We start from the raw sequence: 12,668 nt of genomic DNA on the forward strand, positions 1-12,668 counted from the left end.
TATGGAAATACCACCTCTTTTTAAGACTGGAAATGTTCACCGAAGGGTTAAACAAATCTATCCTTATGTGGACTGGCTTCCCATTGGGCACGCCACGTCTGCCACGGCGTTGGACATTGCCGAGCTGTGCTTTCACGCGCAGGGCATGCGATCGCTTCGTGCCAAAGCCCATCAAGTGAAGTGGCAGTCGGGCTGAACCGAAAATCCACCGACCATCGGATGATGTCGCTGCGGTTGAATAGCGACCGATGGAAGACCAGATTGTTGAAAACAAGCAGGTCACCCTTCTTCATCTCTAAGGTGTGAATGTCGGTGTCAGATGATGTGGGAGAGAGCTCCGGCACAGCGAATGCCTCACCGGGAACACGGTGATAGGTTTGAAGACCCGACTTATGGCTTCCGGGCAGGAATTGCAAAGCACCGTTTTCCGTTTTGACATCGACGAGTGGAAGCCAAACGGTGAGATGCGTATCTGTTTCGGTGTTCGGCATATATGCGCTGTCTTGGTGCCATGGGAGTGTCGTCAACTTTTCGTTTGGAAGTTTTGGACGTACCCAAAAGTCGCCGTTGAACTGAATATCACTTCCGATAAGGGATTCTAAGACATCTAGCACCTTTGGATGGGTTATCAGATCAAAGAGTGCTTCGCTGAAGACAAGCGTATGCCAGCCAAAGACCTCGTTCTCTCTGCCACAGGCTTTTAGGACAGCATGCCAACGGTGTTCAAAAGACATCTCTTTGTATGTATCCGAGATGACACCTTCGTTATAGAGTTCAGTAGCGCGTGCATCAACGACTTCAGAGATAACAGCAATTAACGGAGCAAGATCAGACTCAGCCAGTGCCGATTGGACGACAAGGTACCCCTGTTCCGTAAATTTTTCAGAATTCGTTCCCATTGTTTTTAACGTAGCGTTTTGATTGCCCCCCAAGTAGTCGTTAGTTTTCGTCCCGGTTTCACAAGAAGTGGGTCCATAGCGTCCTCAACAGCGATGGCTTCGTCCCAGAATGCGACCTCGTCAACAGCACCACCATAATGGTTCTGACCATTGCGACTGCCGATCGTAAAGGGTAAGCCCTCAGTGATATGAACGGCATCATTACTGGGCATCTCGCCTTCCAGCTTTCCATCAACGTAAGCCTTCACGGACTTACCGTCATAGGAACCGAAAATGTGATACCACTTTCCAATCTCAAGCGCAAAATTGCCAACACAACAGACGAGATTGTTGCCAGGACCAGTGGAGACGTAAAAGGAGAGTGTCCCGTCAGGTTCAATGAAAAAACCGTAACTCCAGTTGAGATGGATACCCTTTTCAGCAACCGCTACCCACGAACCAAGTTTCGTTGGATTAATCCATGCCGACATAGATAGTGCTTTTAATTCAGAAATTGCCGGTGCGTCCGGTATTTCAACATAGTCCGTGCTGCCGTTGAATTCTAATGCCTCACCGAATTTTCCGGCTATCACCTTCGGATTTCCACGGATAACGCCATCGTGACCGTTCCCACTCAGATCGTTCGCCTCGTCTGCCTCGTCAAAAGACCAATACCCCACCAATCCTGCATTTGCTGTGAGACTGACAATGCCAGATAGGAAGAAGATCAGACACACAATTTTTGAAAGGGACACGATTATACCTCAATTCAAGTGAGCATATGGCGAGGTTCAGAGGCGAGGATACAATCCTCGCCCGCGGCGGTTGCGGTTCAATAAGGTGATACGCGCTTGTAAGACACCCCACGACGGTTCGCGAAGACGTGACAAAGCGTCCACTATAGTTTTTCTCTCAGTTTATCCATCAGTCCATCCGGTGGGTCAAACGGGAGATCAATCACTTCGTTAGTGATACCGCTATAGTAAATTCCCAAAAGCAGATTGAACTCTGCAAGCGACTGTTCAAGATGCGTGGGATGTACCTTGCTTTCGTCGTCCAACCAATCGAAGACCGCCTCGGTGAGGTTGCCTTGCGCGATGACATCCTGTTCTCCATAACTGAGTGGACCGCCTTCATAACCGCCCTCATGGGTTGAGCGTTCCCAACTGCTGAATCGCCAATGCACGAACCCTGTCGTCCCCACGACAAAAACGCGTTTGTGGAAGAAGACAACCGGATCGTCGGACGCGGTCGGTGCGATGGCTGTCCCGAACGCAACAGAAACATGAAGTCCGTTCTCGTACTGGACGCGCGCGCTCGCATATTGCGGTGAGGGTTGGGCTGAATCTAAGTGTTCGGCACCAGATATCTGACCGAGCACTCGTACCGGACGGGAGTTGTCAATATAGGAAGACACCAATTGCAACACGTGCGGACCTTGGTCAACGGGTGTGCTCCGTGCGCTCGCATCAATGAACTTAATCTCCCCGATACGTCCCGCTGCCACATCTGCTTTTAATTCAAGGTTTTGTGGGTGGAAGTTGAGTTGTGTGTTGACGACGAACTTCGTTTTCGTCTCTTTGGAAAGTTCGGAAATTTGTTTCCAATCCTCGCTTTCAACGGCGATCGGTTTCTCGACGATCGCTGCTGGAACACCCGCATCGGATGCTTGTTTCATCAGCGGGTAACGAATGCGCTCGTTGCTACCCCGCAGCACCGGTGCTGTGACGATATGGAGGACATCGGGTTTCTCTTTTTCAAGCATTTCGTCCAAGTCAGTGTAGCGTGATGAGATGTCGAAATCGTCTCCGAATTTGTTGAGTAATTCTTCGTTCATGTCGCAGATTGCGGCGAGTTTACCGCCTTTGACGAAACGGTAAGCATCGGCGTGCGCACGGGCGCGGCCACCACACCCTAACATTGCGGTTTTATACACAGAAATGTCTCCTTTAATATTTTGTAAACCAAGGTAAATGAAAGTTAGTAGGAAAAATATAGGATAACTTGTGGAAAAACTACAGTACGGTTTATTCGTCGTTTTCGTTCAATGCCTGCGTGAAATCTGCCGGCGTTTCCACCCGCATTGCAACACTGAACAATTGCTCGAGGCGTTGCAGATCATCAATCGCATCCAGCGTTGATTTGAAGGTCTGCGCTGCATCAAACTGGAATCGAAATTTTAGAACCTTGAGGATACACTTGCGACTGGTTTTTTGAGCACCTTGCTGGAACCCTTGCTGAAATCCTTGTTCGTATGCTTTTTTCTTTAAATATTCAACAATAGGCGGTTGTTGCACAGTTTCCTCCAATCAGCAACACGGTGCAGTGGTTCATTTGTTTTTTTCGTTCAACGCTTGCGTGAATTCTTCAGGACTTTCCACCCGTAATGCGGTGCGAAAGAGCTGCTTGAGACGCTGCAGATCCTTAATTGACTCCAAATCAGATTTAAAAGTCTCTGCAACTTCAGGTTGTAATTGAAATGCAAGTATCTCAAGGATATTCTCACGAGTGGTTTCTTGAGCACCTTGTTCGCGTGCTTGCGGTGCTAAGTATTCAGCGATGGAAGATTGTTGCATGGTTTCCTCCGAAATAATCTCTAAAATCGTTTGCGCATCGTAAACTAAATTTCCCAAGACAGCGAGACTCCCAAGATACTCCGGCTTGTTGGGGACATCAATGCCATCCGCAGTTTGGACACAACGGCGAAGCCACTCTTCTTCATTTATATCCACTGGGCGTTTCATGAGCGGCGTGAAGGGTATCAATCCCACAGGCTTCAAATCAAGAATTTCCTGTCCATCCATCTCAATTAGACGAAAAACCTGATATTCAATCGAAATATTATGACCTTCCAGATTTTGCGCAAATTTTCCCGGGTCCTTATTACCTGCATCAGGACGCAGGTAGATAACATTGGAATATACCGGTAACCGATAGACTTCAATGGCTCGAATGATATAACCCGCCATTCGGAGTGGCATTTCAGGATTGTAACTATCGGTAGTTTGAAACTCGAAATGCACCAGTACCTCTTGACCATCACGCAGTACTTTAATGAGCGTATCTGCTTGGTGCATCTCAACGGTAGGTTGCTCGGGTGTAACAACCTCCAGGACAGTGATATTTGTCAATCCGAATTTGAAGCAGAGATTTACGAAATCTTGAGGATTTGTTTCGATCTGTTTCTTAGAGGCAGTATCAAAACTTGCCATCCGACTCCTTTCTCGGTTTTAGTGCATCTCTTTTTGGAAATTATAGCACAAGTTGGGGGGTATGTCAATTTTTTGAAGGAGTCTGCGGCAGGATGATGTCTCACCTGCCGCTATACTTGTCAGCGTTTACAACTTTTCTCGAAGCGAGTCCATCAAGCCATCAGGTGGTTCAAACGGTAGATCAATAATCTCGTTTGTTATCCCACTATAGTAAATCCCTAAGAGTAAATTGAACTCTGCGAGTGATTGCTTGAGATGCGTTGGGTGTACGTTGTTCTCATCGTCGAGCCAATCAAAGACCGCCTCCGTGAGATTGCCTTGTGCAGCGATGTCCTGTTCGCCATAGTTGAGTGGTCCACCTTCGTAGCCACCCTCTGGGGTTGCACGTTCCCAACTGCTGAAACGCCAATGCACAAAACCTTTCGTCCCGACGACAAAAACACGTTTATGCGCAACAGTGCTCTCACTGTCCGATGCCAACGTTCCCATGCCAGTGCCAAACGCAAGAGAGACGTGGAGGCCGTTCTCATATATGGCTTGTCCAGCGGCATGCATGGGAGACGGCTGCGCCGAGTCTAACTGCTCTCTCCCCGCGATTTGACCCAGCACCCGTACTGGACGCGAGTTATCAATATAGGAAGACACCAACTGCAGCACATGCGGTGCTTGATCAACGGGCGTACTGCGCGCACTCGCATCAATGAACTTAATCTCGCCGATACGTCCTTCGGCGACATCCCGCTTCAATTCAAGGTTTTGTGGATGGAAGTTAAGTTGTGTATTGACGACAAACTTCGTTTTCGTCTCTTCCGCTAACTCAGCAATCTGTTTCCAATCTTCGCTCTCGACAGCGATCGGTTTCTCTACAATCGCCGCAGGAACACCGTGGTCGGATGCTTGCTTCATCAACGGATATCGGATACGCTCACTCGTCCCACGCAGCACTGGTGCGGTGACGATGTGGAGGACATCCGGCTTCTCTTTCTCAAGCATCTCATCAAGGTCAGTGTAGCGTGAGGAAACGTCGAAGTCGTCCCCAAAACTGTTGAGGAGTTCTTCATTCATATCGCAGATTGCGGCGATTTTGCCGCGTTTGACGAAGCGGTAGGCACTTGCATGGGCACGGGCACGACCCCCACACCCTAAGAACGCTGTTTTATACATAAAATGTCTCCTTACGATATTAAGCAAGTTTGAATTATAGTAAAATCTACAATTAATTAGACGTTATGGAAGGGCGAGGTTACAAACCTCGCCAGCGGTGGTGAAGTGTTTTGTGTTTTCCAAAGTGTCCTTTTATTTTCGGATTTCACCATAAATGGACGTTTTTGATCTTCATAAGCGTTGGAAAGTTGGAAGTCTGGAAGTTCAAAGGACAGCGAACACGGTATTTCTTTCAACCTTGCTCCTCTTCCACACTTCCTCAAAACCTAAGATTGCTTAACAGGAAAAAATATCGGTTAACGTTTTATAGCCTCTCTCGAAGTACATCAATTAACCCATCGGGTGGCTCAAATGGTAGATCTATAATCTCATTTGTTACACCACTATAGTAGATTCCGAGAAGTAAGTTGAACTCCGCAAGCGATTGCTTGAGATGTGTCGGATGCTGCTTGTTGTCATCATCTAACCAATCGAAAACGGCTTCGGTGAGGTTACCCTGTGCGACGACATCCTGCTCTCCGTAGTCAAGCGGACCGCTTTCGTAACCACCCTCTGGTGTGGCGCGTTCCCAGCTGCTAAACCGCCAATGCACAAATCCTTTCGTTCCTACAACAAAAACGCGTTTGTGGGTGTGATTACCCGCATCCGGCTCTTTAGGCACTTTCTGACTTACACCTGTCCCGAATGCAAGAGAGACGTGAAGGCCGTTTTCATATAGGGCTTGCGCAGCAGCATGCATAGGGGAGGGCTGCGTGGAATCCAAATCCTGAGCACCAGAAACCTGTCCAAGTACCCGCACCGGACGCGAGTTGTCAATGTAGGAAGAGACGAGCTGTAATACATGGGGTGCCTGATCGACCGGTGTGCTGCGCGCACTGGCATCAATAAACTTGATTTCACCAATCCTGCCCTCTGCGACATCTCGCTTCAATTCTAAGTTTTTCGGGTGGAAATTGAGTTGTGTGTTGACGACAAACTTCGTTTGTGTTTCCTCCGCTAATCCAGCAAGCTGCTTCCAATCCTCGCTTTCAACGGCAATCGGCTTTTCCACAATCGCTGCTGGAACACCGGCATCGGATGCCTGTTTCATCAGTGAATACCGAATACGTTGATTGGTTCCGCGCAGCACCGGGGCAGTGACGATGTGAAGCACATCCGGCTTCTCCTTTGCAAGCATCTCGTCTAAGTCGGTATAACGCGATGAAACTCCAAAGTCGTCTCCGAAACTGTTGAGGAGTTCTTCATTCATATCGCAGATTGCGCCGATCTTGCCGCGTTTGACGAAGCGGTAGGCATCTGCATGCGCACGGGCACGACCCCCGCACCCTAAGAACGCTGTTTTATACATAAAAATGTCTCCTTAAAATACTATTAGCGAAAATAGGTTAAACAAGTATAAGTCTTAATATTCAAGTTTTGCATTCCCAATTGCGTTGGAAGTTTGGAAGTCTGGAAGTTCGGAAGACAGCGAACACGGTATTTCTTCCAATCTTCCTCCTCTTCTACACTTCCTCAAAACCTAAGATTGCTTAACAGGAAAAATATAAGTTAACGTTTTATAGCCTCTCTCGGAGTGAGTCCATCAACCCATCTGGCGGCTCAAATGGGAGATCAACAATCTCGTTTGTTATCCCGCTGTGGTATATCCCTAAGATGAGGTTATTCTCAACGAGGGACTGTTTGAGATGCGTCGGGTGCACCTTATTCTCATTTTCTAACCAATCAAAAATGGCTTCGGTGAAGTTCGCCTGCGCGACGACATCTTGCTCCCCGTAGTTCAGTGGACCGCCCTCATAGCCACCGTCCAATGTTGAACGTTCCCAACTGCTGAAACGCCAATGTACGAAGCCCTTCGTTCCGACAACAAACACACGTTTGTGCCCGTAGATACCCGGGTCATCGGATGCCATTTGTGCCATCTCCGTACCAAATGCAATAGAGACATGGACACCGTTCTCATACAAAGCCTGAGCGGCAGCATGCGTCGGACCGGGATGCCCACCCGCAGAATTTAAATGCTCGCTGCCAGCGATTTGGCCAAGAACCCGGACCGGATGCGCGCCGTCAATGTAAGAGGACACCAACTGTAGCACATGTCCTCCCTGCTCGGCGGATCTACTACGCGCACTGGCATCAATAAACCTAATCTCGCCGATACGTCCTGCTGCGACATCTTTTTTTAAGTCCAAGTTTTTCGGGTGGAAGTTGAGCTGTGTATTGACGACAAATTTCGTCTGCGTCTTTTCTGCTAACGCCGCAATCTGTTTCCAATCTTCGCCTTCAATAGCAACCGGTTTTTCAATAACCGCCGCTGGCACGCCGTGGTCGGATGCCTGTTTCATCAACGGATAACGGATCCTTTCGTTGCTGCTCGGAACCACAGGACTTGTGACGATATGCAAGACATCCGGCTTCTCTTTTTCAAGCATCTCATCCAAATCAGCGTAGCGTGAAGAGATACCGAAGTCAGCACCGAAGTTGTTGAGTCGTTCTTCGTTCATATCGCAGATTGCGGCGAGCTTACCGCGTTTGACGAAACGATACGCATCTGCGTGCCCACGGGCGCGACCACCGCACCCTAACATCGCAGTTTTATACATGGAACCGCCTCCTTAGTATCCGAGGTTGTATCAGATTAACAGCAGAAACTGTTTTTGTCAACGTTATTTCAGGATTCCCTGCTACGAGGAAATGTCCACTTTTTCGCCACTCTTCGCGCTGTCGTAGAGTGCATCTAAGATTTGCATGAAGACATAAGCATCTGGCGCAGAAACATCGGGTGCGACCTCACCGGCTATCGCCATGCCGAAGTGGTTCAGTTCATAATAGAAGACATGTACCTCTTCAGGCAATTCACCGTGGTCAACCTCAAGCGGTTCATCAATTGCTTCTCGGACAAATTCACCATCTTTGAAGCGAGATATACCTCCGTTTGTGATTGCGCCAGCGGTGCCGTAAAGCTCCACGGCACTCGCGGAGTCCGAGTGGCTCATCCGAGAACAGTCGATTTGGATGGTTTTTCCACCTTCGCATCCGAGGAGACCAGTAAAATAGTCCTCCGCTGCGCCTTCGGGCCCGTCATACTGCGGGTAAAGCACATGCTTTGCAGCAAATGCCCATTCCGGCTTCGGGCATCCCATCCACCACCACGTCAGGTTGAGTTCGTGTGAGTAGTGCTGCCCCAACGAACCGCCTTTCTGTCCATAGACATGCAGCCAACGACTGTTGGCATCGAAATCAGGGATGAAGTTGTATTTCCCGAAGACGCGGGCGTGATACAGGTCGCCTATTGCACCGTTGAGGACAGCGCGCCGAATCTTTCGGTTGTTTGGGAAGTGGCGCATAAAGTAGCAGAATTGGAGCGTCTTTCCGGCTTCTTGTGCGGCTGTCTCCATCTCTAAAATTTCTGGGGCGCGGATTGCGTGCGGTTTTTGGACCAAGACATGCTTACCCGCATTGAGCGTATCAAGTACCTGTTGCAGCCGACCATCAGGAGAAGTCGCGAGATAGACGGCTTCAACATTGGGATTCTCAAGCAGTTCTTGATAATCAGCATAGCGGTGTGGCACAGCATTGTCGTCGCCTGCTTGTTCACGACGGGTTGGATCACGCTCTGCGATTGCGATAACGTTCAGTCGAGATGTCGCATTGGCAGCTTCGATAGCCCGGCAGCCTGCCCATCCACACCCAACGACTCCTGTTTGAATGCGTTTGTTCGTCATAAGTGTCGTCTCCGATACTTTTCTGGAAACTGTTTAAAAAAGTTGTGTTAACTCCGAAACACTTTCAAGGACCCATGTCGGTTTCGCGACAGGATTTTCCAATTGATTGAGTTTAAACTTTCCAGTCTTAACCAAGATACTCCGCATCTCCATTGCCTGTGCTCCAACGATGTCGGAAGTGATGTCATCACCCACTACAATCACTTCACTTGGAGAGCATTGAAGACTCTCAAGTGCTAACTTGAAAAACGTCTCACTTGGCTTACCCATGACCTTGGCGGTTTTGCCCGACGCTGCTTCCAGAAGCGTCACAAATGCACCGCAATCTAAGAACATCCCCTCAGAAGAAAACCAGTAGAGTTCCTTCTGCAACGCTATCAACTCAGCCCCATCCATCAGCAGGCGAAAGGCATGATTTAAAGCGTGAAAGTCGAACCCCTCGCCGTAGTCTCCGACAACGACAAAATCAGGAGCGTTGTCATCTACTGGTATCTCCTTGAAAAACGTTTTGACGGCATCGTCAACCATAAAGTGACAACGGTTCTTAGATTGCGAACGTAAGTATTGGAGACAGGCGTAAGTTGCATTGAAAATCTCATTTTCATAGATATCAAAGCCTAACGCTTGCATCTGTGCGTGAAGCATCTTTGGCGTTTTGGCAGTCGTATTCGTCAAAAACCGGAGTTGGTACTTCTCCTGACGCAAGTAGTTGACAGTTTCGATCGCGCCGGGACAAGGTTCGCCTTTAAAATAGAGCGTCCCATCCAAATCGATCAAAAAAGCCTTCGGGTGCGTTGGTGATATTTTCTGCATTGCCCTCTCTGTGTGTTACGGTTCCACAACTTTGTAGTGTTTGACCTGTCCATCCTGAATGACTTGAATTGTGAGGCTTTTGACGGGGTGGCGGTTTGCATCGTAATGCGAAATGGTTGTTGCCCCCTTGTAATCACTGACCTTTGCGAACGCATCACGAACAGCCATCGGATCAAGCGAACCCGTTTTCTCTATTGCACGTGCTAAGAGTCGCATCGCATCGTAGCCCGACGCGGCGATACCATCTGGTGGACTTCCGAAGAGTGCTGTGTACCCACTCACGAATTCCTGCACATCCGCGTCCGGTGTCGCAACCGAGAAATTAGTCGGATAATAACTGCCATCCAATATACTATTATCCTCTAATATGCTCAGGAAGCGTTCCCTATCATCCCATGCGCTGCCACCGAGGAAGGTCGCTGTGATGCCGATCTGTCGCGCTTCATTTATTAACAGTGGGACCTCGGGTTGAAAACCGGGACAGAAGATGACATCGGGGGCGGCAGCCTGAATTTCTGTGAGCAGTGTCGTGAAAGTGTTATCGCCGACGGGATAGGCACCGCTGTAAACAATTTCGCCGCCGATTTCCTGAAAAGCTGCCTCAAATGCTTGCACGAGATCTGTCGTGTAGTCATCGCCTTGCTCAAGAATAGTCGCTGCGGTTTTCGCGCCAAGTTCATTCGGGCTCATGGCAAAATTTGCCATCACTTTTCCTTGAAATGGGTTTGGCACCGTAATGAGAAAGACATAATCTCCAGTTTCAGGGACGTTTGAACCACTGGAACCGGGAAGCATAAGCCGTTGTGCCTGTTGCGCAACCGGCCCGACTTCGACGGAATTAGTGGAGTAAACGGGACCTAATAGTGCGAAAACGTTCTCCACTTCAATCAGTTCCTTTGCGGCAGTAACGCTGGCTTCCGGCGTTGGCGGCTCAGTCGACACGGGTTGATTGTTTTGACTGATAAATTCTACCTGCATACCGAGCACCCCTCCGTTTTCATTAATTTGGGCGCGCGCGGTTTCAGCACCTTGGCTGAAGGTAGTAAAAGTGTTCGCCGGTTGAATTACGCCAATTTTTAATGCTGTTTCGGTCGGAGCGGTAGCATCGGGTTGAACCATCTGACCTACCCGTTCACATCCTGTCAAGGCGGCGAGTAGAATAACCGAAATTAGGATAAAAATTCTCATAGACATAACACAGATTTTCTCCTTTGGTGAAAATGCTTGAAAAATATTTGGATTTGTGGTAAGTTCTTACCTGTGTTCTAAAACATGATAAAAAATAGCATACACAACTGATTTTGTCAAGTTTCCAAAATATATCGTATATGATGTCCGCAAATTTTTGTTCTGGAGACACATTATGCCTAACGGCGATCCCATTTATTACCATGTTCATAAGATACTTGAAGCTCTTGGTCTTGACCTTGAGGCCTACCCTGATGAGGAAACTATTAGCCATCTTGAGTACATTCTGATTCACCTTTTGCTCACTGAAGGGCCCCGTTGCTCGGATTACAGGGATCGTATACGCGGGCTTGAATTGCATTTTGAAACCGAGAGGGATGGAAGATAAGTTTTCGCAGACGTATTTCTATAGAGATTTCGCCTCTACGGGACTGAAGAGGTTTGGGATATCCATTTCTACAGAAATTTCGCCCTACGGGGCTGAAGAAGGTTTGGGATATCCAATAGTAGTTTAAAAATTTGCAACCCACAAAGGAGCCTTTTCATGGAACTCGGTTTTTTCACAATGCCTTTGCATCCACCCGGTAGCGACACCACCAAGACGCTTGACCACGATATTGAGCAGATGGTAGTATTAGACGAGTTAGGCTACAAGGAAGCGTATGTTGGCGAGCATTTCACATTTACATGGGAGAATATTCCGTCCCCAGATCTCTTTATTGCAAAAGCGGCTGCGATGACAGAGAACATTATTTTCGGCACGGGAATCACCTGTATGCCGATACACAATCCCGCTGTTGTGGCGCATCGCATCGCGCAACTGGACCATCAAACGCACGGACGTTTTCATTGGGGTGTCGGTTCCAGTTCCACACCGAGCGATGCGGAGATGTTCATGGCTGGCGAAGACAGGCGTAGATCAACACGTGAAGGGATTGATGCCGTACTCAAGATTTGGACAGATCCAGAACCCGGACATTATAAGACCGATTTCTGGGAATTTAAGATCCCCGAGTACCGTCCGAACATTGTAAGTATGCACATGAAGCCTTATCAGAAACCGCATCCGCCAATTGCGTTGGCGGGGTCTTCCGCAAGGTCGGACACGCTCATCTTCGCTGGTGAGCGAGGCTGGATTCCGATGAGTATTAATTTAGCGCATGTTTCTACCATTAAAACACACTGGGACGCAGTGGAAGAGGGTGCGGAAAAGACTGGCTTATCGCCATGTCGCTCGACGTGGCGCATTGCCCGTGAGGTTTACGTTGCGGATACGACTGAACAGGCGCGAAAAGAAGCACTCGAAGGCACGCTCGGACGCGATTTTACGGACTATTGGTTCAAGTTATTTAGCCCGGGGAACTTCAAACCGGATCCAGATATGGACGATGCCGATATGACCCTCGAGCATCTGTTAGATACCTTGTGGATCGTTGGAAGTCCGGATCACGTTGCCAATCGTTTACGCGAACTTTACGATGAAGTCGGTGGTTTTGGAGTCTTACTCGCCATGGGACACGAATGGGAACCGAAGGAGCAGTGGTTGAACTCAATGACACTTCTCAAGAACGAGGTGATGCCGCAACTCACGGATTTGACATAAGAGTGTTGGGTTTTACTGGGTTTCTGGTTGAGGCGGTGCTTCCGGTGGCAAGTTGCTTTTCTATGATTTCTTAGGGTTTTGAGAGTAT

At 48.6% G+C, this 12,668-nt stretch carries 14 protein-coding genes; 2 read left to right on the forward strand and 12 right to left on the reverse strand.

What is annotated here, in order from left to right:
* Positions 1-47: 47 nt before the first annotated feature.
* The 12 genes from OXH39_01215 to OXH39_01270 all read right to left on the reverse strand — a co-directional run bounded on the left by OXH39_01215 (position 48) and on the right by OXH39_01270 (position 10,983).
* Entirely contained in the window at positions 48-899 is an 852-nt protein-coding gene (locus OXH39_01215; GenBank protein MCY3549049.1) for a phytanoyl-CoA dioxygenase family protein, read from the reverse strand.
* Positions 900-904: 5 nt separating this feature from the next.
* Positions 905-1,633, reverse strand: coding sequence for a LamG domain-containing protein (locus OXH39_01220; protein MCY3549050.1), 729 nt, complete (start codon positions 1,631-1,633; stop codon positions 905-907).
* Positions 1,634-1,776: 143 nt separating this feature from the next.
* A complete protein-coding gene (locus OXH39_01225; GenBank protein ID MCY3549051.1) occupies positions 1,777-2,814 on the reverse strand; it encodes a Gfo/Idh/MocA family oxidoreductase in 1,038 nt (345 codons plus the stop codon).
* A gap of 91 nt (positions 2,815-2,905) precedes the next feature.
* Entirely contained in the window at positions 2,906-3,175 is a 270-nt protein-coding gene (locus OXH39_01230; GenBank protein MCY3549052.1) for a hypothetical protein, read from the reverse strand.
* Between the two features lie 33 nt (positions 3,176-3,208).
* Positions 3,209-4,090, reverse strand: coding sequence for a hypothetical protein (locus OXH39_01235; GenBank protein ID MCY3549053.1), 882 nt, complete (start codon positions 4,088-4,090; stop codon positions 3,209-3,211).
* Positions 4,091-4,216: 126 nt separating this feature from the next.
* Positions 4,217-5,254, reverse strand: coding sequence for a Gfo/Idh/MocA family oxidoreductase (locus OXH39_01240; GenBank protein MCY3549054.1), 1,038 nt, complete (start codon positions 5,252-5,254; stop codon positions 4,217-4,219).
* A gap of 56 nt (positions 5,255-5,310) precedes the next feature.
* Positions 5,311-5,490, reverse strand: coding sequence for a hypothetical protein (locus OXH39_01245; protein ID MCY3549055.1), 180 nt, complete (start codon positions 5,488-5,490; stop codon positions 5,311-5,313).
* Between the two features lie 68 nt (positions 5,491-5,558).
* Entirely contained in the window at positions 5,559-6,602 is a 1,044-nt protein-coding gene (locus OXH39_01250) for a Gfo/Idh/MocA family oxidoreductase (protein MCY3549056.1), read from the reverse strand.
* A 208-nt stretch (positions 6,603-6,810) separates the two neighbouring features.
* Positions 6,811-7,854 (reverse strand): Gfo/Idh/MocA family oxidoreductase, encoded by a 1,044-nt coding sequence (locus OXH39_01255; GenBank protein ID MCY3549057.1) that lies wholly within the window; start codon positions 7,852-7,854, stop codon positions 6,811-6,813.
* An 81-nt stretch (positions 7,855-7,935) separates the two neighbouring features.
* On the reverse strand, positions 7,936-8,976 hold the full coding sequence (locus OXH39_01260; protein ID MCY3549058.1) for a Gfo/Idh/MocA family oxidoreductase: 1,041 nt from the start codon (positions 8,974-8,976) through the stop codon (positions 7,936-7,938).
* Positions 8,977-9,009: 33 nt separating this feature from the next.
* Positions 9,010-9,789, reverse strand: a complete 780-nt coding sequence (locus OXH39_01265) for a TIGR01458 family HAD-type hydrolase (GenBank protein MCY3549059.1) — start codon at positions 9,787-9,789, stop codon at positions 9,010-9,012.
* A gap of 15 nt (positions 9,790-9,804) precedes the next feature.
* The gene (locus OXH39_01270) at positions 9,805-10,983 is read right to left on the reverse strand and encodes an ABC transporter substrate-binding protein (GenBank protein ID MCY3549060.1); all 1,179 of its coding nucleotides are present in this window, start codon (positions 10,981-10,983) and stop codon (positions 9,805-9,807) included.
* Positions 10,984-11,152: 169 nt separating this feature from the next.
* Between OXH39_01270 and OXH39_01275 the strand changes: the two genes are divergently transcribed.
* Both OXH39_01275 and OXH39_01280 read left to right on the forward strand, forming a co-directional pair.
* Complete coding sequence (locus tag OXH39_01275; protein ID MCY3549061.1) at positions 11,153-11,365, forward strand: hypothetical protein; 213 nt, start codon at positions 11,153-11,155, stop codon at positions 11,363-11,365.
* 156 nt (positions 11,366-11,521) lie between these two features.
* Positions 11,522-12,580: an LLM class flavin-dependent oxidoreductase gene (locus OXH39_01280; protein ID MCY3549062.1), complete on the forward strand. Its 1,059-nt coding sequence runs from the start codon at positions 11,522-11,524 to the stop codon at positions 12,578-12,580.
* Positions 12,581-12,668: the final 88 nt, after the last annotated feature.

It is taken from the genome of Candidatus Poribacteria bacterium (assembly GCA_026702755.1).
Taxonomy (GTDB): domain Bacteria; phylum Poribacteria; class WGA-4E; order WGA-4E; family WGA-3G; genus WGA-3G.

Bases quoted from the DNA above. Each gene is read 5' to 3' on its own strand.
- OXH39_01215 (MCY3549049.1), bottom strand. From the start codon at position 899: ATGGGAACGAATTCTGAAAAATTTACGGAACAGGGGTACCTTGTCGTC.
- OXH39_01235 (MCY3549053.1), bottom strand. From the start codon at position 4,090: ATGGCAAGTTTTGATACTGCCTCTAAGAAACAGATCGAAACAAATCCT.
- OXH39_01240 (MCY3549054.1), bottom strand. From the start codon at position 5,254: ATGTATAAAACAGCGTTCTTAGGGTGTGGGGGTCGTGCCCGTGCCCAT.
- OXH39_01250 (MCY3549056.1), bottom strand. From the start codon at position 6,602: ATGTATAAAACAGCGTTCTTAGGGTGCGGGGGTCGTGCCCGTGCGCAT.
- OXH39_01255 (MCY3549057.1), bottom strand. From the start codon at position 7,854: ATGTATAAAACTGCGATGTTAGGGTGCGGTGGTCGCGCCCGTGGGCAC.
- OXH39_01260 (MCY3549058.1), bottom strand. From the start codon at position 8,976: ATGACGAACAAACGCATTCAAACAGGAGTCGTTGGGTGTGGATGGGCA.
- OXH39_01265 (MCY3549059.1), bottom strand. From the start codon at position 9,789: ATGCAGAAAATATCACCAACGCACCCGAAGGCTTTTTTGATCGATTTG.
- OXH39_01270 (MCY3549060.1), bottom strand. From the start codon at position 10,983: ATGTCTATGAGAATTTTTATCCTAATTTCGGTTATTCTACTCGCCGCC.
- OXH39_01275 (MCY3549061.1), top strand. From the start codon at position 11,153: ATGCCTAACGGCGATCCCATTTATTACCATGTTCATAAGATACTTGAA.
- OXH39_01280 (MCY3549062.1), top strand. From the start codon at position 11,522: ATGGAACTCGGTTTTTTCACAATGCCTTTGCATCCACCCGGTAGCGAC.